This is a genomic window from Methylobacterium sp. NFXW15, from assembly GCF_049887755.1.
In the GTDB taxonomy this organism is placed as follows: domain Bacteria; phylum Pseudomonadota; class Alphaproteobacteria; order Rhizobiales; family Beijerinckiaceae; genus Methylobacterium.
In genome coordinates this window covers 20899-43661 of record NZ_JAGEKG010000005.1, presented here as the reverse complement: position 1 = coordinate 43661, position 22763 = coordinate 20899, and the positions used below count along the sequence as shown (strand labels likewise).

The following is a 22763-nucleotide window of genomic DNA, read 5'->3' as shown; positions in this document are numbered from 1 at the left end:
CTCACCGTGAGAGGGGCGCGTCGCCTGTCGGCCAAATTCTTCCTAGAGCCGTATCCGACCGGATTGCATCATCGGTCAGGACGTCGTGGACGCCCTCGCGCAGAGGATGCTCGGCGGTCGAGCGACCCATGCCCGACTTGGCCCCTGTCGCGACGGCCACCCGTCCGCTGATGCCGAGATCCATCTGTACCGCTCCGCCATCGTTCGAGGGGACCGCCTCGGGTCCGGACGAGAGCGGCGGTTGAGAAGTCCGCCTTGCGACGGGAGTGCCTTGCTCGCCCGTCCTCTGCCTCCGGTGACACAAGCGCGTCACTTGCGTGCCTCGCCCGGGCCGCCACCTTCACCCGCCCTGGCGGCAGCACGACAGACCGGCGTGAGTCTGGAGGGCTGGGGTCTCAGAACCGAGCGTCTTCCCCCCAATAAAGGGAACCCTCCCAGCCCTCCACAATTGCCGCCTCGACATGACGGAGCAAAGCATGGCTACGAGCAGCACCCCGCGAACCCACCAAACCCGTAACAACACTGAGTCCAACGCCAAGAGGGTGTCCATCGAGGCCCTGAACGCCCGGCTGGCGGACGGCATCGACCTCGCCCTGGCGATCAAGCAGGCCCACTGGAACCTCAAGGGCCCGCAGTTCATCGGCATCCACCTGATGCTGGACGGCTTTCGCGCCGAGATCAGCGACCTCAACGACAAGGTGGCCGAGCGGGCGGTGCAGCTCGGCGGCACGGCCCTCGGGACGGCGCAGGTCGTGGCGGGGTCGTCCAAGTTGCCCGCCTACCCGACCGGCATCTACGCCATCGCCGACCATATCGCTGCGCTGATCGACAGCTACGCCGCCTACGCGAATGCGGTGCGCGAGAATATCGACGAGACGGACGAGGCGGGAGACCCCGGTACGGCCGACCTGTTCACCGAGGTCTCGCGCGCCGTCGACAAGCAGCTTTGGTTCCTCGAAGCCCACGTCCAGGAGCCGACGGGCCAGATGCGCGACGGCGACGCTCGCAACTGAGGAACGCCCCGCCCCTCCGTTTCCGATCCAACGGAGGGGCGGTCAGGATGACGATGGTCTTGCCCTAAAGGGTCATGGGTCACTCCTCACCGCGTGATGTGGGAGGAGTTCAGCTCAGGCCGGGATGCTCTCGGGCGTGGCGGTGTTCTCGGCGGTGACGCCGTTCTCCCGATGGCGGAAGTCGCTCAGCGCCCGGTAGACCTGGAGCCGCGCCCGCATGATCGACCCAAGGGGGCGGTGCGCCGCGAGGCTGTGCGCGGGCCGGAAGGTCATCACCTCGTCGAAGTAGCGCACCCGCTCGGGGGAATAGGCGTCCTGCCGGGGCAGGCGGACCGTCGCCACCGTGCGGTACGGGCTGATCGAGACTGGCCAGTCGACCGAGGAATCCTCGATGGGCTGGCGCTCGGCATCGGCCCAGAGCTGCGCCTTCAATTCGAACACCACGTCGTCGTCGCGGAAGAACGCGACCGTGGCATGCCGGAAGCCGTTCTCGTCCCCATGCGGGTCGAGCCGCCATTCGGCGAGGTCCCGCTGCGCCTGCGTCGCGGGCACCGCACCGAGCTTGGCGACGTAGTCGCCGAACCTCATCGGGGCCTGGCTGAAGTAGCTGTCGGCGAGCGGATGGCTGTAGGGATGGCCGAAGAAGTCCGCCATGGCGCTCTCCGTGCCGAAGGCGTGGAGCACCTTGTTGAGGGTGCGGGCGCCGGCCGAAACTGCGCTCTTCACGCCCTCCGGCATGCCGGTCGACTTGCCGATCACCGTGCCGTCCCGCAGGAAACCCGCTGCGGTTCCGGACGGGAAGGTCGTGCCGGTGGCGAGCACGAAGTCCTGGGTGTCGACATCGTGCCCGGGGAGCTTCTCGCCGGGCACGCCGAACACCTTGATCGACATGCCCCGGTGGGTCGATACCCGGTCGCCCAGGGTCTCGCCGGGCCCCTGCGCGAAGCGCACGGCGACGGGGTGCGTGCCGGGCTTGGCGAACAGGCCTTGCGCGAGTTCCGGGGGCAGGTTCTCCGAAACGACCAGCTCCCCGACGACGCAAGCCGAGCTCTTGGCGTGGCTCGCGCGGACCGCGTGGTGCTCGCGCTTCTCGACCGTCTGCGACTGCTGAGTCATCCCCTGGATGATGCCGTCGATGGTCTCCTGTTCATCCGGCGCGGGCCGCTCGATGTCGGGAGCGTAGCGAAGGCTGGACATGGCGGTTTCTCCGTTGCGGCCCGGCCGCGGGAGGAGCCGAACGCATGACGTTCCTGGCCCGACCTCAGGCCGTGGGACTGCAAGTCCGCGAGGGTGCACCCCGCGACTGGCAACCCGGCAACGCCACATCCCCGAGATCGTTCAAGGGCGATTGAGTGGCCCGCAATCCGGAACGTCGGCCGTTTCGCCCAGTTCTGTCCGCAGCCGAACGAAGGACGCCCGACCTTGCACGCACCTGTCCGCTACAGCCCCGACGTCGAGAACGTGATGCCCGACGAGGGCGAGACCATCGCCGGGCTGAACGAGACCTTCGACACGATCCTGGAGAGGGTCGCGAAGGATTCCGGGCACGCGGTACGCTCGGTGCACGCCAAGGCCCACGGCATCCTGGAAGGGACCCTAGCGGTCGAGGCGGGCCTTCCGCCCGAGCTCGCTCAGGGCCTGTTCGCGACGCCGGGCGAGCACAAGGTCTTCATGCGCCTGTCCACCAATGCGGGCGACATCCTGCCGGACGCCGTCTCGCTGCCGCGTGGCCTGGCCTTGAAGGTCCTCGACGTGCCGGGCGAACGCCTGCCGGACGCCGAGGGCACGACCCAGAACTTCATCATGGTTAACGGCCCCGTCTTCCAGGCCCCGAACGCGAAGAAGTTCCTGGGCAGCCTGAAGCTGCTCGCCGGCACCACGGACCGGGCCGAGGGACTGAAGGTCTTCGCCTCGACGGTACTGAGAGGGGTCAACAAGGCGTTGCAGGCGGTCGGGGTCGAGAGCCCGACCCTCGGCTCGCTCGGCGGCGCGCCGAACGTCGATCCGCTCGGCGAGACCTATTACAGCGTCACTCCGTTCCGGTACGGCGACTACATCGCCAAGTTCTCCATCGTACCGGTCTCGCCGGGCTTGACCGACCTGACCGGCAACGAGATCGACGCTTCCGGCCGACCGAACGCCATCCGCGAGACGGTGCGGTCCGAGATGCGTGCCGTCGAGGGCGTGTGGGAGTTCCGGGTGCAGCTCTGCCGCGACCTCGAACGCCAGCCGGTCGAGGATCCCACGGTGGAGTGGAAGGAAGACGAGGCACCCTTCCGTAAGGTCGCGACGATCCGGGTTCACCCTCAGGACAGTTGGGAGCCCGGGCGTGTCGACGCCGTCGACGAACGCATGCGATTCAGCGTCTGGACCGGGCTGGAAGCCCACAGGCCGCTGGGCAACATCAACCGCGCCCGAAACGCGCCCTACAAGCACTCCGCAGAATTCCGGCAGCGGTTCAACGGCTGCCCGATCCATGAGCCAGCAGGTCGTTGAGCTTGCCCCGAGGACGCTGCACGGAGCCCTCTCGGACATCGAGATGCACGTCGCTGTAGCCGGATGTCAGGGCGACCGGGAGGCCGGGCCGGCGCCGCCGGATCTCGCCGGCGAGCTGGACGCCGGTCATGCCCGGCATCACCACGTCGGAGAACACCACCTCGAACCGGGAGGGCTCGCGCTCGATCTCGCCGAGCGCCTGATGCCCGTCTTTGGCCCAGACGGTGACGTAGCCTAGCTCGCGCGACGCGGTCTTCAAGCTCGCGCCTCGTTCCACAGCGCGGTCGCCTCCCAATCGGCTCGGTCCAAAATACCGGTCAGGTCAGCGACAAGTCCACCCCGCCTGAACCATGGCCTGGCGGGCGAGGGATCGCCTCTGGCCTCAGCACTCCGGCAGATTGACGGCGAGGCCGCCGGTCGAGGTTTCCTTGTAGCGCGTGCTCATGTCACGGCCGGTCTGCTTCATGGCCTCGATGCAGTTGTCCAGCGGCATGATGTGCGTGCCGTCCCCCCGCAGCGCCAGGGAGGCAGCGGCCACCGCCTTGATCGCCCCGAGGCCGTTGCGCTCGATGCAGGGCACCTGCACCAGCCCCCGGATCGGGTCGCAGGTCAGGCCGAGATGATGCTCCAGCGCGATCTCGGCGGCGTTTTCGATCTGGGCGTTGGTGCCGCCCAGCGCGGCGCAGAGGCCCGCGGCGGCCATCGCGGCGGCCGACCCGACCTCCCCCTGGCAGCCGACCTCGGCGCCGGAGATCGAGGCGTTCGTCTTGATGATCCCGCCGATGGCCGCCGCCGTCAGGAGGAAGTCGCGGAGACCCGCGTGGTCGGCCCCGAGGCAATGGTCCCGGTAATAGCGGATCACGGCGGGGATGACCCCGGCCGCGCCGTTCGTCGGGGCGGTCACGACGCGCCCGCCCCCGGCATTCTCCTCGTTCACGGCCATGGCGTAGACCGAGAGCCAATCGTTCGCCACGTGGGGCTGGACGCGGTTCGTCCGGCGCTCGTCGAGCAGCATCCGATGGATGCCCGGGGCCCGGCGCCGGACCCCGAGGCCCCCGGGCATGATGCCCTCTGTCACGAGCCCCCGTTCGATGCAGGCGTCCATCGCCGCCCAGATCCGGTCGAGGCCGGCGTCGAGATCCCCCGCCGTCCGGTCGACCGTCTCGTTGGCGCGCTTCATGGCAGCGATGCTGAGACCTGCGCTGTGCCCCATCGCCAGCATCTCCGCCGCGTTCGCAAAGGGGTAGGGCCGGAGCACGGAGGCATCGACGGAGCGCATCTCGCCCTTGGCCATCTCCTCCTCGGTCAGCACGAACCCGCCGCCGATGGAGTAGTAAGTGCGATCAAGGCAGGTCGATCCTGCCGCATCGAAGGCGCGCAGGATCAGACCGTTGGCGTGGCCCGGAAGCGGATCGCCGTAATCGAAGACAATCCCCGCTTCGCTGTCGAATGCGACCAGGCCGAGGTCGGGGATCGCGATCCGGCCGTCTTCGCGCAAGGCAGCCAGCCGAAGCTCGGCCTCGTCCGGATCGAGGGTTTCGGGACGGTAGCCGAGGAGACCGAGAATCACCGCCCGGTCGGTGGCGTGGCCCTTGCCGGTGAAGGCGAGGCTCCCATGGAGAGTCGCCTCGATCCGGGCGGGTGCGGCTGTCCCGGGGGGCCGCGCGGCGCGGTCGCGCAGCGCCTGGACGAAGTGGTGGGCCGCGAGCATCGGCCCCATCGTGTGCGAGCTCGACGGCCCGATCCCGATCTTGAAGACATCGAAGATGCTCAGGAACATCGCCGCTCGCGGTCCTTATCCGATGGTGGACAGGTGAGCCCCCATCGCACGATCCATTCCACCGATCCGGTCTTTACCCCGATCCGGCCCGCCGCATCAGGGCCGAGACGCCCGAAGTGCCATCACCGTGACCTAGCCGCCGTCGCCCGCGACGGAGAGGCCGGGCAATGACCGGTCGCAGCCTTCTCCTGTCCACCGTCAGCACACCTGAGACGGATCGGGGGTCTTCACGAACGGAGCACCGCTGGTTCATCGTAGCCGTCGAGCGGAGATGGCGCAGTCGTTCGTGTCGGCGGGAGGGCATCGTCCCAGTGATGGACGAGGGCTCGGGCCACGAGCGGATCGCGTTCGAAAGTGAGGACCATGATCGACCCATACGCAGCGGCCGTGGCGCGGATCGTCCGGCGCCGATGAAGGTGCGAGACGAGGGGGATCGCGTCGGCGCGATCTGTCAGGCCCTGCGGCGGGCGATCGTCGAGCGGGCGCTGGCGCCCGCGGACCGTCTGCCCGAGGATGCGCTCGGCGAGCGGTTCGGGGTCAGCCGCACCATCGCGCGGCAGGCGCTGCTGCGCTTGGCCGGCGAGGGATTGGTCGATCTCCGCCGGAACCGCATCGCCGTCGTTGCGACGCCGAGTTGGGAGGAGGCCCGCGACACGTTCGACGTGCGGCTCGGCCTGGAGCGATTGGTGGTGCGGCGCCTCGCCGGACGGTTGAGCGCCGAGCAGCACGCGACGCTGCTCGATCAGATCGCTCGCGAAGAGGCCGCCCGCAGCGGCCCCGAGGCGGTCTCGATCCGGCTGGCCACGGAATTCCACCTGATGCTGGCGGAGATGACCGGCAGCACCGTGCTGAACCGGTACGTCGCCGAGATCGCCTACCGCTGCGCGCTGATCCTGTCGCTCTATGCACGTCCGCATTCGTCGGACTGTGCCGTCAACGAGCACGGCGAGATTGTCGCCGCCCTCATGAGCGGAGATGCGGAGCGCGCCTGCAGCCTCATGGACCACCATCTCGACGCGGTGGCGGAGCGGGCGCGCATCGTTCAGCAGGTTCCGCGCGAGCGCGATCTGGTTCGCCTGCTCGCGCCCTATGTCGAGGATGTCGGCGCCGGTTGATCGGCGCTCAGGCGGTGATGCCGTGCTTGGTCAGCAGGCGCTCGGCGCTGTCGTTCCACACCTCCATGCCGACGATCAGGCCGTCGCGCACGGTGAAGCGGTCGACGTAGCGGTTGCCCTCGAACGGCGTGCCGTCGGGCCATTCGCCGTAGAGCGTGCCGAGACTGTAGACCGTGGTGACGCCGTCGCCCGGCACCACGTCCAACCGCTCCATCCGCTTCTTCACCCAGGCATAGCGGCCGGCATTGAAGGCCGTGACCTCGGACGGATGGCCGAAGACGCGGGCGCCCGTGAACACGATCCGCGTGCCGGGCGCCATGTAGCGCGCGGCTGTTTCGGGATCGGGCACCATCGACGCTTCGAGATAGGCGGTCACGCTCGCGGCGTCCCGCTCCGTCGGATCCTTCAAGGTCGCATCGGTCATGGCAAGCTCCTGTCCCGTGAGTGCTGAGACGCACTCACCTCGTTCACGCAATTGAGCCCTAGCTCTTTGCTTGTGCATCAGTTTCTCCCCAGACACGGCCGACGCCTCCGTCTGGATCGATGCACGAGGGTGGCGGATCCGAACCCAAAGTGCATGCAGAAAGTGTATGCACTTTGACGTGGGAATGTGCACAGATTTGCTGCTGTGCGGGCATCTCCCGGCGGTAGAGCGCCGCGGCCCTGCTCGCATTCCAGTGGCATGGACGTTGCGCAAGACCCGGCGTGCCGGTCGTCAGACGGCGCCTCGCTTCCGGGAGACACCCATGGCCTCCAACGCCTCACCCGTTCTGCGCCGCATCGCGCTGTCCGCGTGCGTCGCGCTCGGCTTCGCCCACCAGCCCGCAGCGGCGGCTGAGCCCGTCAGGATCGGGCTCGTGACCGCATTGAGCGGCCAATCCGCGAAATCGGGCGAGGCGATCTCCCGGGGAATCGGGCTGGCCATCGACGAGATCAACGCCAAGGGCGGTGTGCTGGGCAGGCCGCTCGAACTCGTCGCCCGCGACGACGAGGCGAACCCGTCGAAGGGCGTTTTGGCCGCCCGCGAACTGATCCAGCGGGTCGGCGTCGTGGCCGTCGTCGGCGGTCTCGATACCCCGGTCTCGATGGCGATCGTGCCCGTCGCCAATCAGATGAAGGTACCCTTCATCGGTCCCTGGGCGGCCGGAACCGGGATCACCCGGAACGGCGCCGCCGACAATTTCGCCTTCCGCGTCTCGGCCGTGGATGCTCTCGTGGACGAGGCCCTCGTCGCCTACGCGATCAAGACCTACGGCGCGAAGAAGCCCGGCATGATCCTCGTCAACAACGCCTGGGGCGAGTCGAACCAGAAGGGCCTCAAGGACGCTCTCCAGGCCGCGAACCTGCCCACGGCAGGGATCGAGAAGTACGAGGCCAACGACGTCGACATGGTGCCGCAACTGACGCGGCTGAAGGAGGCGGGCGCCGATACCCTGTTCCTCGTCGGGAATGTCGGCCCTTCGGCGCAGGTGGTGAAGTCCCTCGACCGGATGAACTGGGCGGTCCCCGTCGTCTCCCATTGGGGCCCCGCCGGTGGCCGGTTCGATGAGCTCGCCGGCCCGAGCGCCGCCAAGGTTCACTTCATCTAGACCTTCACCTTCGCGGGGAATACCTCCCCGAAGGCGACGGCCGTCCTCGGCGCGCTGAAGGCCAAGTACCCGGCGATCAAGTCGATGGCCGACGTCACCCCGGCGGTCGGCATCGCCAATGCCTACGACGCCACGCATCTGCTCGCCCTGGCGATCCAGGCGGCCGGTTCGACCGAGGGGCCGAAGGTTCGCGACGGCTTCTACAAGATCGGCACCTATCAGGGCCTCATCAAAACCTACGATCATCCGTTCGCGGCGGACCGTCACGATGCGCTGGGGCCGTCCGATTACGTGTTCACGCGCTTCAAGGACGGTGAGATCGTCGCCGTCACGAACTGAGCGGCGGCGATGCTGACCTCCATCCTCGTCAGCGGCCTCGGGCTCGGCAGCATGTACGGGCTCGTGGCGTTGGGCTTCCACGTCACCTACGCCGTCTCCGGCACCGTGAACTTCGCGCAGGGCAGCGTCGTCACGCTCGGCGCGGTCCTGGCCTACTGGCTGGGCGTGACACTCGGCTGGCCGATGCCGGTGGCCATCCTCCTCGCGCTCCTCGGATGCGCCGTGTTCGGCCTCCTCGTCGAGGCCGTTCTGGTGCGCCCCTTCGTGATGCGCGGCTCGGACGCGTGGCTGCTCGCGACGGTGGCGGGTGGGATCGTCCTCGACAACACGCTCCTCTTCAGCTTCGGCAAGGAGCCACGCAGCCTGCCCTCCCCGCTCGCGAGCAAGCCGGTGGAGATCTTCGGAACCGGAATCTACCCGCTTCAACTCGTGATCCCGGTGATCGGGATCGCCCTGGCCTTCGCGATCCGCACGGTGTTCCGACGGACCGATCTCGGCCGCGTCCTCCTCGCGGTGGCGCAGAACGCCGACGCGGCGCGCCTGATGGGGATCGACGTGCGCCGCACAGTGGCCTGCGCCTTCGCCCTGTCGGCGACGCTCGCGGGCATCGCAGGCCTGCTCATCGCGCCGCTCTTTTCGGTCTCGGCCGAACTCGGCACCCTGTTCGGCATCAAGGCCTTCGCCGTGGCGATCCTCGGCGGCATCGGCTCGGCCACCGGGGTGATCCTGGCGGGGCTGCTCTACGGACTGGTCGAGGCTGGCGTCACCGCGACACTGGGCTCTACCTACACGCAACTCGTCGTGTTTTCGGTGATCGTCCTGGCCCTCGCCCTGCGGCCGGACGGCCTGCTGGGCCGCGCCGCCGTCAACAAGGTCTGATCCCATGCATCGCCTGAGATCGGCCCCGGCGATGCGCCTCTGCATCCTCGTCCTCACCACCGCCGCGCTGGGCCTCGTCGCGATGACGGCGGGCTACAGCCATTTCGTCATCGCCCTCGTGGCGCTGACGACGGTGGCGGGCATCGGGCTCAACGTGCTTCTCGGCCTCACCGGGCTGATCTCCTTCGGCCATGCCGGCTTCTACGCCATCGGCGCCTATGCCAGCGCGATCCTGACCCTCCGCGGCATCAGCTTCTGGCTGGCACTCCCGGCGGCGGCCTTGATCGCGGCACTCGTCGGAATCCTCGTGGCCGTGCCGGCGATGCGGGTGAAGGGCCCCTATCTTGCCATGCTGACGATCGCCTTCGGCTTCATCGTCGAGCACGGTCTGATCGAGGGCGGCGAGGTGACGGGCGGCCAGAACGGCCTCGTCGTCACCGACGCCCCGAGCCTGTTCGGCGATCCGCTGTCCCCCGCCGGTCTCGCAACACTGGCGGTGCTCGCGGCCGGGGCGAGCCTCCTGTGCTTCGATCTCCTCGCCCGCAGCCGCCTCGGCCGGGCGATGCGGGCCGTGCGCGACGCCGACGTCGCCGCCGCCGCGCTCGGCTTCGACCCCGTGCGCGTGAAGACCTTGGCCTTCGCCATCTCGGCGGCGCTCACCGGCCTCGCCGGAGCCGTGCTGCCGCCGCTGATGCTGTTCATCGCGCCGAGCTCCTTCCCCTTCTCGCAATCGATCCTCTTCGTCCTGTCGGTGATCGTCGGGGGAGCCGGAACCGTGCTCGGCCCGCTCTTTGGCGCCCTCGTGACCGTACTCCTGCCGGAGGCGCTGTCGGGCCTCGCCGAATACCGCCTGCTGTTCTTCGGCCTCACCACCCTGGTGGTGCTCTGGCTAGTCCCGTCAGGATTGGTCGGCAGCCTCGCCCGCCTCTTGCCGCGCCCGCGCGACGAGACCGTCTCCGATGGCGGGGACGCGGCTCCGCTCACCGGAAGAGCGGGGGACGCGCCGCTGACTCTCGAAGGGCTTGGCATCCGCTTCGGTGGGATCACGGCGGCGGAGGGCGTCGCGCTGACCGCCCGGCGGGGTGCCGTCACCAGCGTGATCGGCCCGAACGGAGCCGGCAAGACGACGGTGCTCAACATGGTCTCGGGCTTCTACCGCCCGAGCGCGGGCACGATCCGGCTGGGCGAGCGCGACCTGGCCGGGCGGCCCGCTTATGAGGTCGCCAGGGCGGGCATCGCGCGCACCTACCAGACGACGCGCCTGTTCGGCTCGCTCCCTGTCGCCGACAACGTGGCCTTGGGTTTCGCGCCGGGCCGCCTCTGGCGCCGCGCCGGGGCGGGCGACCGCGCGGCGGCGCATGCTTTGCTCGCCTTCGTCGGTTACCGGGGCTCCCTCGACCGCCCCGCCGCCGAGCTGCCGCATGTCGATCGTCGCCTCGTGGAGATCGCCCGCGCGCTGGCGGGACATCCCGCCGTCCTCCTGCTGGACGAGCCCGCCGCCGGTCTCTCGCGGGCCGATACGGACCGGCTGGCGAAGCTGATCCGCCGGGTCGCGGATCACGGCATCGCCGTGGTGCTGGTCGAGCACGACATGCCGCTGGTGATGGGAATCTCCGACCACATCCTCGTCATGGATGCGGGACGCCCGATCGCGCGCGGAAAACCCGCCGAGATCCGGCGCGATCCTGCGGTGCTGCGTGCTTATCTCGGGGGCGCCGACACGCCCGCTCGCCCGCGCGCCGCGCCGTGGCAGGGACCGGCGGATGCGGTGCTCTCCGTCCTCGACCTGACGGCGGGCTATGGCGCCGCGCCGGTCCTCGATCGTGTCGCGCTCGATGTCCGCCCGGGGGAGACCGTGGCGCTGCTCGGCGCCAACGGGGCGGGCAAGTCCACGGCGATGCGGGCGCTCGCCGGGCTGTTGCGCCCGGTCGAGGGGGCGATCGTTCTCGAGGATCGTCGCGTCGATGCGATGCCCGCGCATGGAATCGCCCGTCTCGGCCTCGCGCTGGTGCCGGAGGGACGGCAGGTCTTTCCGGAACTGACCGTGGTGGAAAATATCCGCCTGGGCGCCTTCGGGCGCGGCACGCCGATCGATCCGGCCGAAGTGGAACGCTTGCTCGATCGTTTCCCGCGCCTGCGCGACCGGGCGACGAGCCGGGCGGGGCTGCTCTCGGGCGGCGAGCAACAGATGTTGGCCATCGCCCGTGGGCTGATGGCGCATCCGCGAATCCTGCTGCTCGACGAGCCTTCGCTGGGTCTCGCCCCGTCCATGATCAACGCTCTCTACGCCACCGTCGCCGAACTGCGCGACGAGGGCGTCACCATTCTCATCGTGGATCAGATGGCGGCGCTGGCCCTCACCGTCGCGGACCGCGGCTATGTGCTGGAACAGGGGCGGGTCGTCGCGCACGGAACGGCGGTGGAACTGTCGGCGGACAAGGGCTTGGAGGCCGCCTATCTCGGCGCCGCGTGAAAGTGTCCAAGATCGCTTTCGGCTCGATCACAGGCGGCTCACGGACGGTCCCTGACCGTCTCACAGTGAGTGAAGCATCGGGCGAGCGTGAACCCGTGGCGGCACCGGGCCGGCTACTGCGCGGGCGCGGCTACCGTCTGAGCCATGGGCGTCGGGATCGGATCGGAGGCCGAGGGCGTCATGGGGAGGCTGGCCGCCGATTTCCGGTCCTTCTTCTCGTAGAAGACATTGCCACCGGCCGCAGCCACGTAGTGCATGTTCTTGTACGGGAAGTGGTACCCGGCGGTGTGGAAGAACATGGCCTTCCCCACCTTCGGGTGGCGCTCGCCAGCCAGAACGGCGTCGGCGACGTCCGCGATCTTGTCGAGATCCTTCTCGCGCATGGGCTTTGTCAGGACGCCGGTCGCGAACTGACCCGGTTGGCCGACCACGGCGCAGATGCCGCCCGGAAACATCGCCGCTTCGAGGCGGTTCATCACGACCGTGCCGACGGCCAGCAGGCCTTCCGCGTCGTTCCGCTTCGATTCGAAGTACATGGCGCGGCCCAGGCAATCACGCTCGGCATCGCTGACGACGAGGGCGGTCTGGTGGACGGCGAGGGAGCCGGTGGTCGTCGGGCCGGTGGAATTGCAGGCGCTCAGGCCGGCACCGAGGAGAACGATCCCGATTCGCGCTGTCGATGACGTCGCCCGGATGACCTGCATGCAGCTTCGCTTTCCTCGCGTCCGGGGAGAGCGCTCCCCATGTTGCTAGAAGTTGGCCTGAAGGCTCGTCTTACGGTCGAGCTTATGCGGCACTTCTGGGCGAGGATGTGGCGAGGTGTGGAAAGGCACGGCGGCGCCCGTCTGGCGCCACCGTGTCGTCGGGTCTTAGCGGGAGGTCGTGGTGGTGGAGCCGGTCGAGGTCGGCGCGGTGTTCGTGCTCGCCTTGTTGGCGCGGTGATGGCCGATGGCGCAGCCCGCCGCAGCGCCCGCCGCGCCGTGGCCGACCATATGGCCCGCGACGCCGCCGACGACGGCACCCTTGAGGCAGCCCTTGGCCTCGGCTTGTCCGATTCCGGCGACGGCGGTGAGGGCGAGGATGGAAGCAATGGTCAGAGCGCGCATGGCGTTTCTCCTGGATGAGAATTCGCTCTGAAACGTGCGGCCGTCCCCACCCGTTCCGCCATAGACGGGGATCGGCCTCAGTAGGCGGGCACGATTCGTTGATCGGGCAGCGGCGCCCGCATGGTGAAATGCAGGCCCGAGGGCTGGTAATCGAAGGCGATGTCCGCTCCGCATTGGAGCTTCAGCACGCGCTGGAGCAGGGTCGAGCCGAAGCCCTTCCGGGTCGGGGCCTGGGTCAGCGGGCCGCCGCTCTCGGTCCAATCGAGGCACAGGACCTGCTGGTCATCTTGCCGCTCGACCGTCCAGGCGATGTGGATCCGGCCCTCGGGCACGGACAGGGCTCCGTGCTTGGCGGCGTTCGTCGTCAGTTCGTGGATCGCCATGCCGGTCGGCACCGCGAGGTCGCCGACGAGATCGACCTTCGGGCCATCGAGGACGATCCGGGATCCCTCGCTGTCGTTGTAGGGGCCGAGTTCGTTCATCAGCATGTCGCGGAGCCGAGCCTGCTGCCAGTAATCCTCGGTCAGCAGGTTGTGCGTCTTGGCGAGTGAGATCACCCGCGCCGAGAACGAGGCGTAGAACGCGTCGACGGTGGTCGCCGAGCGGGCAGAGGCTCCGAGCAGGGCCTGCACCGTGGCCAGAGTGTTCTTCACGCGATGGTGCAACTCGCGGATCAGCAGCGTCTGCCGTTCCGCCGTCCGGTCTCGCTCTTCGAGGTGCGTGCGCGCGTCGAGCTGGCGGTGCTTGGCCCGCAAGGCCGCCCGCGCCGCCGAGACCAGGGTCGCCGGATGGAACGGGCGTTCCAGCACGCTCACGTTGCCGAGCATCTCCGTTAGATGCCTGTTGGGCTCGGCGCCCCTCAGGCCGAGGAGAATGAACGGAAAGTCCGACCAGGGCGGCTGCGCCGCGATCCAATCGGCCAGCGCCTGCCGGTTCGAGGAGAGCAGCGCCTCCTCGGTCAAGACGGCGCAGCTGCCTTGGTCGAGCCGGGACACGAGGTCCCCGAGGCTGTCGCAGACCTGTGTCGCGATCCCCCCTTCCCCGAGAATGGCGGCGGCCACGATCGCGTCGCGCCCACCCGGCGTGAAGAGGAGGACCGGCGGATCAGCCACGGTCATCGGCGGGGCGGACGGCCAGGAGGGACGAGCGTTCGCCGTCGAATGTGGGGACGCCGGTCATGATGCCCCGGAACGCGGTGAGGGGATCGCCAACGCGAATCCCGCTCGAGTCGATCCGCAACTCGCGGATCGTGTCCTCGTGGATGCCCGTCCGCTTCTTCACGACCGAGAGCGCCCGGCGCAGGCGCCCCTCCGCCTCGAATGTGCGGAACAGCAGGATCGTGTCGCTGAGATAGGTCAGATCGACGTTGGATCCCATCGCGCCGATCATGCCGTGCTGTGCCAGGACGAGGAGCGAGATGACACCCTGCTGGTTCAGGTACGTCAGCAATTCGTGCATCTGCAGCAGGAGGTAATTCTCCTCCGGCATGGCGTTGTGATAGCCGGTCAGCGAGTCGATCACCACGACCGTCACGCCGCGGTGCTCGACGGCGTTCTGCACGAGGTCGGCGAGTTCGCCGGGCGAGATCTCGGCCGGATCGATCTGCTCGATCTGGATCGCGCCGGACGCTACCGCATCGTCGATCGGCATCGAAAGGCCGCGTGCCCGGCGGCCCAGGACCCCCTTCGTCTCGTCGAAGCTCAGTATCAGCACCTTCTCGCCCCGGGCGATCGCCGCCGTAACGCAGGTGAGCGCCACCGTCGACTTGCCGACGCCGGAGGGGCCGATCAGCATCGTGCTGGTGCCGCGATCGATGCCGCCGCCGAGGAGATCGTCGAGCTCGGCGCTGCCCGTCGTGCAGGGCTCGCCGGGGACCTCGGCCTCGTGGTCGGCCGCGACCAGGCGGGGGAACACGGTCAGGCCACCGCGCCGGATCACGTAGTCGTGGAAGCCGCCCCGGAAGGCCGTGCCGCGCATCTTGATGACCCGCAGCCGACGGCGCTCGCCGCCATAGAGCGGCGCGAGCTGTTCCAGCCGGATCACGGCGTGGCTGAGGCTGTGCAGGTTCAGGTCATCCGTCTCGGCGGTCATGTCGTCGAGGAGCAGGGCGGTCGCATTTTGGATCAGCAGGTAGCTGCGCAGGGCATGGACCTGCCGCCGGTAGCGCAACGACCCCTCCGACAGGAGCCGGATCTCGGACAGGCTGTCGAATACGACCCGCCGGGGCTTCGACCGTTCGATCTCGGCGATCGCCAGACGCACGGTCTCGCCGAGTTCGAGATCGGAGGAATGGACGAGGCTCTGCTGCTGCGTCGGATCGAGGCTGAGCTCGGGCGGAACGAGTTCGCAGATCTCGATGCCGTCGAGGGACCATCCGTGGCGCCGCGCGACGTTCAATAATTCGCGGCGGCTCTCGGACAGGGTGATGTAGAGGCCGGACTCACCGCGTCGCACACCTTCGAGCAGGAACTGCATCGCCAGCGTCGTCTTGCCCGATCCGGGGCGGCCCTCGATGAGATGGGAGCGCTGCGCGGCGTAGCCGCCGTCGAGGATGTGGTCGAGGCCGCTGACGCCGGTCGAGACCGGTGTGGCGTCCTGATCGATCGATGCCATCAGGCACTCCTTCTCGCCGCCCTGGACAATGGGTGCCTGTCGAAAGCCTTAGTCGTCTCACGATGCCGCGTACATGTCAGCGGCCCGGTTGTCCTCATTGCGAACGACGCAGGACAAGAGAGAGATCCCGCTTTCTCGAACGCAACGGCCCGGCGCAGGGGCGCCGGGCCGTGTGCCGCGCGGTCACGAGCGACTTAGCGGGCGGTGGCCTCGCTCACCCGGCGCGGGGACTGGGGGGCGGCCCGCACGAGGCTCGGAATCGTGGTCAGTTCCGCAGCCGGACGGATCGCGGCGGTCGGACGGGCCTGTTCCCGGTAGAGCGGCGGGGTGAAGTCGATCCGCTCGTCCGCCACGGCAGAGCCGAGGGCGGGGACGATCGCGAGGGTGGCGAGGACGAAAGTGCGAATGGTCATGGTGTGATTTCCCTTGTTCACCGGGGTTCGCCCCGGTTCGTGAAGGGAAGATGCGCCGCACTGCACCATCATTCAAACAGATCGTATCGATAGTCGATATCGATGAAATCAATGCTCTGCGGATGTCTTGGACGCTGCTCCGAGAAGGCCGGCGTCCTCGCCGATGACGCGGTCGCGAAGGCTCTTCGAGCCCAGCGTCAGAGCGAAGATGTCGAAGACCCCCGCATGGTCGTTCGCCATTAGGAACTGGAAGTGCATCCGGAACGGTCGCAGGCGAATGCTGCGATAGGTCTGCGCGTCGATGATCTCGGTGAACTTGGCCGAGCGGATGACCGGGTTCGCCATCTCCGTCACCGGAATGCCCACCGGCAGATCGTGGCCCGGATTGAAGCCGGGGAAGTTCATCCAGTCCTGCGGTGCTTGGAAATCGACCCAGGTCAGTCGCTTGGAGGTCATGAGCTGCGCGACGGCCGCCCGTGTGTCGCGGGCTCCAGGCTGGAACGCCACGACCGGCAGGCTGGAGCCGAGGGTGAGCAGGGAGAAGGTCGGCCCGGCCTGCCCGAGCGACGGTTCCTTGTCGAGGAGCAGGACGGCGAGTTCGGCGGCGGTCAGCCCGCCGGTCGAGTGACCGACGATCAGCACCTCGTCGGCATCGGCCGCCCGGATGCGGGCCAGCATGTGTTCGGCGAAGGCCTCGATCCGCGCCCGGTAATCCGGCCTCCGGCCAGTCGCGTGCTGCCAGTGGAAGACGCAGTCATGCATCAACTGCCAGACGAAGGCCCGGTCGAGGCGCGGTGCCACGATCCTGAGGCCGACGGCTCCGGCGAGGCATCCGATCAGGAGCGCGATCCAGGTCGGCAGTCCGAGGCCGATGCCGAGCACGCCATGCCCCGCGAGGCCTGAGGCGAGCAGCACGACGAGCAGGAGGGCGGTGATGACGGCGGGATAGAGGACGACGTTCCCGCATTTCCAGCTGGCGCGGTACAGGCGCCCCAGCGTGCCGTTGGCCGCGACGTTCAGGACAGCCCAGAGGTTCAGGCAGGCGCCGACCACATAGGGCTTCCCCATGTCGCGCCGAACGAGGTCGCTCCAGAGCAGCAACTCGTATTGCGTCCGGGTGCGGCCACCGCAGGCATCGACGGTCCAGGACTGGACGAGGCCATCCTCGCTGTCGATCGGGCGACCGATCTTCGGCACCGGCAGGCCGAAAGTCCTCGCGTAGCGGCGGATCTCGCGCATGAACAGCGCCCGGTAGCGGCGCTCGGAATCGGGATCGTAGCCCGGCACATAGAAGAGGAGCCGACGGCGCACCGGTCCGGTCGAGTCCCGCGGGGCCAGGGGCGGGGTGAATGCGATGGGTTTCGTGCGCCGCGGTCGGCCAGGCTGTCCGGACCCGGCGTTCGTCGCCTCGGCCTGCATGAGCTGGTTCTGACCCCCTCGGCGGCTGGATCGCGTCGCGCCGTCATCGGCGGCACTTCGGCAGCGACCGCCGCGAGCGTCAATAGCACAGCATTACCGGTTCACCCGTCAGCGACCGAACGAGGCGCCGCTGTCACAGGCCGGGATCACCATCCCTGGCTGCCCGGCCCGCCCTTGAACGGCCCGACGATCCGCGGCGTGATCCAGCCGCCGTAGAAGCCGCCGGGCTGGGGTGTCACCCGCTCGTCGCCGACATGGCACGATTCCATGGGGCCGGCATAGAAGGCGACATGGCCGGCGATCGGCCCGAACTCGGGCATCGGCGACGGATAGGCCCAGGCTGCCTGCGGTGCGCGCCGGGTCGGGCCGATCACGTCGTAATGCACCGCCCTGCCCTTCCACTCGCAGAAGCTGCCGCTGGCGATCCGGGCGAGGCTGCCGGGGGCGATGTCGCCGGGCGGGATGTAGTAGGTCGGCGGGTGGCTCGTCTCCAGCACCCGGTAGCCGTTCACCGTGTCGGCGATCGGCATGCCGTCGAAGACGATCAGCAGGCGCTCGCGCACGGGTTCGAGACGCGGCGGGCGGGGATAGTCCCACACGCTCTCCTGGCCTGGACCCACCGGGTCGGGGATCGGGCGCTTGAACACCATCGGCCTGCTCCATCCTTGAGCCGCCGGGGGAGATAGCGCGCCGCATCCCGGTGGGGATGCGGCGTCCGGTCGGATCAGAGGCGATCGTTGCGGCGCAGGCTCGCCGGGGCCGCGAAGATCAGCAGGGCCGCCGCAACGAGGCACAGGACCCCGATGCCGTAGAGCGCCGGAGTCGTGGAGCCGGTGAGATCCTTGACCCAGCCGACCGCCACGGGGCTCACGATGCCACCGAACTGGCCGAGCGTGTTGATCAGCGCGATGCCGCCCGCCGCGCCGACCCCGGTGACGAGCTTGGCCGGCAGCGTCCAGAAGGTCGGGATCGAGGCGACGATGCCGGAGCCGACCAAGGCCAGGGCGATCATCAGCGGCACGATCTGCTTGTCGAACATCCCCGCCGCGAAGAAGCCGAGCGCCGCCGCGACGGCGAGACCGGCGACGAATTTCGGCCGCTCGCCGGAGGCATCGGACAGGCGCCCGATCACGACCATGCTGATCGCACCGCAGATGTAGGGCACGGCGGTGAGGAAACCGACCGAGGCAGCCGACCCGCCGGTCGCGGTCTTGATCAGGTCCGGCCCCCAGAAGTTCAGGCCGTAGGAGCCGATCTGGAGCAGGAAGTAGACCAGGGCGATGAGCAGGAAGCCGGGCTGCTTGATGGCGCCGAGCAGCGAATGGTCGCCGATATCCTTGTTGTGGTGGGCGATCTTCGAGGACAGCATGTCCTTTTCGGCCCGGCTCAGCCAGCGGGCATCCTCGATCCGGTCGTCGAGGCGCAGGAACACCATGACGCCGAGGAGGAGGCAGGGCAGTCCGCCCGCCAGGAACAGCCATTGCCAGCCCGCGAGGCCCGCAACCCCGTTGAGGCCGCCAAGGATCAGGCCCGCGACCGGAGCGCCGAAGATACCGGAAAAGGCCGAGGCGACGAACATGAAGGAGGTGACGCGGCCGCGGAACGAGGCCGGGAACCACAGGGTCAGGTAGTAGAGGATGCCCGGCGCGAAGCCTGCCTCCATGGCACCAATGAGGAAGCGAAGGCCGTAGAACTGCCACTCGGTGGTGATGAACACCATGAGGGCGGTGGCGATGCCCCAGGAGATCATGATCCGGGCGATCCAGCGCCGCGCCCCGACCTTGTACAGGAACAGGTTCGAGGGGACCTCGAAGATCACGTAGCCGATCACGAACATGCTCGCGCCGAGCCCGTAGGCGACGTTGCTGAAGCCGAGATCGCTCTGGAGCTGGAACTTGGCGAAGCTGATGTTGATGCGATCGAAGAACGCGAACATGTAGCAGACCATGATGAGCGGCATCAGCCGCCATGCGGCCTTGCGCACCACGCTGCTCTCGGTGACTTCGGCGACACCCGCGAGCGGGGTTGTCGTGACGGCACTCATGGGTTTCCTCCAAGCTGAGACGGCGCGCGCGAACGCGCGGAGAGGCCGTCGCCGCTTCTGTGGCGGCGTCCGGCGGGAGTGACGACGGGAGCGACGACGCGGGCTCAGGCCGCCTTCGGCACCGGATGCAGGTCGCAGGGGCGCCCGGCTTTGGCGACCTGGCCCGGCACGTCGTGTCCGACGAGGCGCGGGAGGTCGCGGGACAGAGCGATCAGGCCTTCGAGATCGAGCCCGGTGGGAATGCCCATCTCGTGGGCCATGCTGGCGAGGTCCTCGGTGCAGATGTTGCCCGTCGCCCCCGGCGCGAAGGGACAGCCGCCGAGGCCGCCGAGCGCCGCATCGAACCGGCGCGCGCCTGCGCCGTAGGCAGCGAGCACGTTGGCGAGGCCCAGGCCGCGCGTGTTGTGGAAGTGCAGGGTCAGGCGCCCGGCCGGGACCAGCGCCAGGGCGCGGGCGACCAGATGCTCCACCTGCCGGGGATTGGCCATGCCGGTCGTGTCGGCCAGCGTCACGCCCTCGATGCCGAGGGCGAGATAGCGTTCGACCTGCCCGATGACCTTGTCCACCGGCTGGTCGCCCTCGAACGGGCAGCCGAAGGCGGTGGCCACGGTGGCGTTGGTGGAAACGCCCGAGCCCTTCACCGTCTCCATGATCCGGCCGAAGCCCTCGATCGAGGCGTCCGGCGTCATGCCCATATTGGCGCGGTTGTGGGTCTCGCTCACCGAGGCGACGAGGTTGACCTCATCGACCTTGGCGGCCAGCGCCCGCTCGGCGCCCTTGGGGTTGGGCACCAGCGCCACGTAGACCGTGCCCGGCCGACGGGTGATCCCGGCAAAGACCTCGGCGGCGTCGCGGAGCGCCGGCACGGCCTTCGGCGAGACGAAGGACGACACCTCGATGCGCGAGAAGCCCGTGGCCGCCAGCGCGTCGATCAAGGCGATCTTGTCCGCCGTCTCCACGTAGACGGGCTCGATCTGGAACCCGTCGCGGGTGGCGACTTCCTGGATCAGCATGGCGTCGGCGCTCATTGGACGGCTCCCTCGCGGCGCAGGCGTGCGATGGTCTCGGCATCGCGGCCGAGGTCGGAGAGGACGTCGTCGGTGTGGGCGCCGAGCGCCGGACCCTGCCAGCGCACCGAGCCCGGCGTGCCGGACAGCTTCGGGACGATGCCTGGCATCTTCACCTTGGTCCCGCCGGGCAGTTCGGCCTCGAGGATCATGTCGCGGGCGTTGTAATGCGGGTCGGCCACGATGTCGGCGACGGAGTAGATGCGGCCCGCCGGGACATCGGCGGCGTCGAGGGCGGCCAGAGCCTCGTCCACGGTGCGGGCCCTAGACCAGTCGGCGATCACGCCGTCGAGCATTCCGGCCACCGCCGAGCGCCCGTCATTACCGCGTAAGGACGGATCGTCCGCGAGGTCCGGACGGCCGATCGCAGTCATCAGGCGGCGGAAGATCGGGTCGGAATTACCCGCGATGACGACGAAGCCGCCATCCCGGGTCGGGTAGGTGTTGGACGGCGTGATGCCCGGCAGCGCCCCGCCGGTGCGGGTGCGGATCTCGCCCAGGAGGTCGTATTCCGGAACGAGGCTCTCCATGACGTTGAACACGCTCTCCACGAGAGAGACGTCGATGACCTGCCCGGCGCCGCCGGAGGTCTTGACGTGCAGCAGCGCCATGAGCGCGCCGATCACCCCGTGGAGCGAGGCGAGCGTGTCGCCGATGCTGACGCCGACGCGGGCGGGCGGACTGTCCGGGCTGCCGGTGGTGAAGCGGATGCCGCCCATCGATTCGCCGATGGCGCCGAAGCCCGGCCGGTCGCGATAGGGGCCGGTCTGGCCGTAGCCCGAGATGCGGACCATCACGAGCTTCGGGTTCAGCTCCTTCAGCACGTCCCAGCCGAGGCCGAGCTTCTCCAGGCCGCCGGGCCGGAAATTCTCGACCACCACATTGGCGGTGCGGACGAGATCCTTCACCACGGCGAGGCCGTCCGGCGATTTCAGGTTGATGGCGATCGACTTCTTGTTGCGCGATTGCAGGTACCACCAGAGCGAAGTGCCCTCGTGCATCTTGCGCCACTTGCGCAGGGGGTCGCCCTCGTTCGGCGCCTCGACCTTGATTACTTCGGCGCCGAATTCACCGAGGATCTTCGTGGCGAACGGTGCGGCGATCAGCTGGCCGAGTTCGAGAACACGGATACCATTCAGCGGGCCTTGCACGGATTCTGGGGCCGAGCTTGCCATCAACGCTTCCTCCATGAGTATTTTGTTGAACAATACTGCAGGGGGAGTGGCCGGTCTAAACGCCATGCGCCAATCAGCGTTCTCCGCTTGAGAACGCTGCCCGCAGTTCAGCCAGCGGCGCGAAGATGGGCGAACAGCAGCGCGGGAGCCGGCGTCAGGGTGCCGGGCCGGGCGACCAGAAGCAGGGTACGTTGCGCCCACGGGTCGGTAAGCGGCACGGCGACGACGTGCATCTGGGGGCCGAGGAGGGCGTGAACGCGCTCCGGCACGACGCCGAGGCCCATGCCCGCTTGCGCCATCCGGCAGATCGCATCGAAGCTCGGCACATGGATGCGCAGCTTCAGCGGGCGCCCGAGGCGGCGCGCCTCGTCGCGCAGGGCGGCGTAGATCGAGCTTTCCCGATGCATCCCGACATGGTCATGATCGAGGGTGTCGGCCAGCGACACCGCCTCGCGTCCCGCCAGCGGATGACCTGCCGGGACGACGAGGACGAGGCGGTCGCTGCGGTAGGGATGGGCGACGAGGGAGCGCGTATCGGTGCCCCCGGCGCAGATGCCGAGATCGGCCGCCCCCTCCTCCACCCCGGCGACGACGCCGCTGCTCGGGCGCTCTTCCAGATCGACACGGATCTCGCCCTGCGCCGCGAGGAAGGCCTGAAGATCCTCCGGCAGGAATTGGACGATGGCCGAGAGGTTCGCGAAGACGCGGACGAAGCCGCGCACGCCGCGCGCGTGCTCGGCGAGTTCGAGGCTGATCTGCTCGGCGCTCGCGAGCATCCGGCGGGTATGGTGAAGCAGGGTCTCCCCCGCAGGCGTCGGGCGCATGCCCTTCGGCTCGCGGATCAGCAACTCGCAGCCGAGCGCCCGCTCCAGTTCCGCGAGGCGCTTGCTGACCGCCGAGGGGGCGATGGCGGCCCGGCGGGCCGCGCCGTTGAGCGTCCCGTCCTCGCAGATCGCCACGAACAGGCGCAGCGTCTTGAGATCGAGGCGGTTCAGGATGGAGGGCGTCGCGGGACCCTGGGCCATGGCCGGTCGGGACGCGCGCCGCCCGCGGGCCGCGCGTTACTTGGCGAGCCGGTTGGTGACCCAGCGGAAGGCGACGCCGGACATGTCCAGCACGAACAGCACGCCGACGATTCCGAGAATGACCTGCAGCATCGCGAACCCCTCATGCGTGACCGTCGCCGCCGCCGCGCCGAACGGAGACGTCCGATCGCATGCAGACATGGCACGATCAAGACGC

Annotated in this window: 22 protein-coding genes and 1 pseudogene; 6 read left to right on the top strand and 17 right to left on the bottom strand. The window is 68.7% G+C overall.

Translation table 11 applies throughout. The annotated features are described in order from the left end of the window. Window position 1: 1 nt before the first annotated feature. Window positions 2-184 (bottom strand): hypothetical protein, encoded by a 183-nt coding sequence (locus tag J4O73_RS12735; protein WP_426217826.1) that lies wholly within the window; start codon window positions 182-184, stop codon window positions 2-4. A 292-nt stretch (window positions 185-476) separates the two neighbouring features. Between J4O73_RS12735 and dps the strand changes: the two genes are divergently transcribed. Continuing rightward, a complete protein-coding gene (gene dps, locus J4O73_RS12730; protein ID WP_426217824.1) occupies window positions 477-1013 on the top strand; it encodes a DNA starvation/stationary phase protection protein Dps in 537 nt (178 codons plus the stop codon). A 114-nt stretch (window positions 1014-1127) separates the two neighbouring features. Here dps and J4O73_RS12725 read toward each other — a convergent pair whose 3' ends face one another. Beyond that, window positions 1128-2210, bottom strand: a complete 1083-nt coding sequence (locus J4O73_RS12725; RefSeq protein WP_426217822.1) for a catalase family protein — start codon at window positions 2208-2210, stop codon at window positions 1128-1130. A 225-nt stretch (window positions 2211-2435) separates the two neighbouring features. Here J4O73_RS12725 and J4O73_RS12720 point away from each other — a divergent pair, with 225 nt between their 5' ends. Next, entirely contained in the window at window positions 2436-3509 is a 1074-nt protein-coding gene (locus J4O73_RS12720; RefSeq protein ID WP_426217821.1) for a catalase family protein, read from the top strand. On the opposite strand, the gene J4O73_RS12715 is transcribed toward J4O73_RS12720, so the two are convergent. Both J4O73_RS12715 and J4O73_RS12710 read right to left on the bottom strand, forming a co-directional pair. Continuing rightward, window positions 3472-3768, bottom strand: a complete 297-nt coding sequence (locus J4O73_RS12715) for a response regulator (RefSeq protein ID WP_426217819.1) — start codon at window positions 3766-3768, stop codon at window positions 3472-3474. The genes J4O73_RS12720 and J4O73_RS12715 overlap by 38 nt on opposite strands. A 123-nt stretch (window positions 3769-3891) precedes the next feature. Beyond that, window positions 3892-5289 carry an L-serine ammonia-lyase gene (locus J4O73_RS12710; protein ID WP_426217817.1) on the bottom strand — a complete coding sequence of 466 codons (1398 nt, stop codon included), beginning with the start codon at window positions 5287-5289 and terminating at the stop codon, window positions 3892-3894. A gap of 410 nt (window positions 5290-5699) precedes the next feature. Here J4O73_RS12710 and J4O73_RS12705 point away from each other — a divergent pair, with 410 nt between their 5' ends. Then, a complete protein-coding gene (locus tag J4O73_RS12705; protein WP_426217816.1) occupies window positions 5700-6404 on the top strand; it encodes a GntR family transcriptional regulator in 705 nt (234 codons plus the stop codon). A 7-nt stretch (window positions 6405-6411) separates the two neighbouring features. Here the strand turns inward: J4O73_RS12705 and J4O73_RS12700 are convergent, their stop codons facing one another. Beyond that, entirely contained in the window at window positions 6412-6828 is a 417-nt protein-coding gene (locus J4O73_RS12700; protein ID WP_426217814.1) for a nuclear transport factor 2 family protein, read from the bottom strand. A 322-nt stretch (window positions 6829-7150) separates the two neighbouring features. Here J4O73_RS12700 and J4O73_RS12695 point away from each other — a divergent pair. From J4O73_RS12695 to J4O73_RS12685, 3 genes and pseudogenes are all read left to right on the top strand, one after another. After that, window positions 7151-8332: pseudogene (locus J4O73_RS12695) on the top strand (ABC transporter substrate-binding protein). 9 nt (window positions 8333-8341) lie between these two features. Further along, entirely contained in the window at window positions 8342-9211 is an 870-nt protein-coding gene (locus J4O73_RS12690; RefSeq protein WP_426217812.1) for a branched-chain amino acid ABC transporter permease, read from the top strand. Between the two features lie 4 nt (window positions 9212-9215). Then, a complete protein-coding gene (locus tag J4O73_RS12685) occupies window positions 9216-11684 on the top strand; it encodes an ATP-binding cassette domain-containing protein (protein ID WP_426217810.1) in 2469 nt (822 codons plus the stop codon). Between the two features lie 113 nt (window positions 11685-11797). On the opposite strand, the gene J4O73_RS12680 is transcribed toward J4O73_RS12685, so the two are convergent. From J4O73_RS12680 to J4O73_RS12625, 12 genes are all read right to left on the bottom strand, one after another. Next, window positions 11798-12388 carry a cell wall hydrolase gene (locus J4O73_RS12680; protein WP_426217808.1) on the bottom strand — a complete coding sequence of 197 codons (591 nt, stop codon included), beginning with the start codon at window positions 12386-12388 and terminating at the stop codon, window positions 11798-11800. A gap of 165 nt (window positions 12389-12553) precedes the next feature. After that, on the bottom strand, window positions 12554-12790 hold the full coding sequence (locus J4O73_RS12675) for a hypothetical protein (protein WP_426217806.1): 237 nt from the start codon (window positions 12788-12790) through the stop codon (window positions 12554-12556). 77 nt (window positions 12791-12867) lie between these two features. Then, window positions 12868-13908 carry a sensor histidine kinase gene (locus J4O73_RS12670; protein WP_426217804.1) on the bottom strand — a complete coding sequence of 347 codons (1041 nt, stop codon included), beginning with the start codon at window positions 13906-13908 and terminating at the stop codon, window positions 12868-12870. After that, complete coding sequence (locus J4O73_RS12665; RefSeq protein WP_426217802.1) at window positions 13895-15403, bottom strand: ATPase domain-containing protein; 1509 nt, start codon at window positions 15401-15403, stop codon at window positions 13895-13897. Before J4O73_RS12665 ends, J4O73_RS12670 begins: the two co-directional genes overlap by 14 nt. 194 nt (window positions 15404-15597) lie before the next feature. Further along, window positions 15598-15816 carry a hypothetical protein gene (locus J4O73_RS12660; RefSeq protein WP_426217800.1) on the bottom strand — a complete coding sequence of 73 codons (219 nt, stop codon included), beginning with the start codon at window positions 15814-15816 and terminating at the stop codon, window positions 15598-15600. A 108-nt stretch (window positions 15817-15924) separates the two neighbouring features. Continuing rightward, window positions 15925-17127 carry an alpha/beta fold hydrolase gene (locus tag J4O73_RS12655; protein WP_426217798.1) on the bottom strand — a complete coding sequence of 401 codons (1203 nt, stop codon included), beginning with the start codon at window positions 17125-17127 and terminating at the stop codon, window positions 15925-15927. 254 nt (window positions 17128-17381) lie between these two features. Continuing rightward, complete coding sequence (locus J4O73_RS12650; protein WP_426217796.1) at window positions 17382-17885, bottom strand: DUF427 domain-containing protein; 504 nt, start codon at window positions 17883-17885, stop codon at window positions 17382-17384. Window positions 17886-17959: 74 nt separating this feature from the next. Continuing rightward, complete coding sequence (locus J4O73_RS12645; RefSeq protein WP_426217794.1) at window positions 17960-19279, bottom strand: MFS transporter; 1320 nt, start codon at window positions 19277-19279, stop codon at window positions 17960-17962. Between the two features lie 104 nt (window positions 19280-19383). Next, window positions 19384-20307: a hydroxymethylglutaryl-CoA lyase gene (locus J4O73_RS12640; protein ID WP_426217792.1), complete on the bottom strand. Its 924-nt coding sequence runs from the start codon at window positions 20305-20307 to the stop codon at window positions 19384-19386. Next, on the bottom strand, window positions 20304-21497 hold the full coding sequence (locus J4O73_RS12635) for a CaiB/BaiF CoA transferase family protein (RefSeq protein WP_426218363.1): 1194 nt from the start codon (window positions 21495-21497) through the stop codon (window positions 20304-20306). The genes J4O73_RS12640 and J4O73_RS12635 overlap by 4 nt, the downstream gene beginning before the upstream one ends. Window positions 21498-21628: 131 nt before the next feature. Continuing rightward, the gene (locus tag J4O73_RS12630; RefSeq protein WP_426217790.1) at window positions 21629-22546 is read right to left on the bottom strand and encodes a LysR family transcriptional regulator; all 918 of its coding nucleotides are present in this window, start codon (window positions 22544-22546) and stop codon (window positions 21629-21631) included. A 36-nt stretch (window positions 22547-22582) separates the two neighbouring features. Beyond that, complete coding sequence (locus tag J4O73_RS12625; protein ID WP_426217788.1) at window positions 22583-22747, bottom strand: hypothetical protein; 165 nt, start codon at window positions 22745-22747, stop codon at window positions 22583-22585. Window positions 22748-22763: the final 16 nt, after the last annotated feature.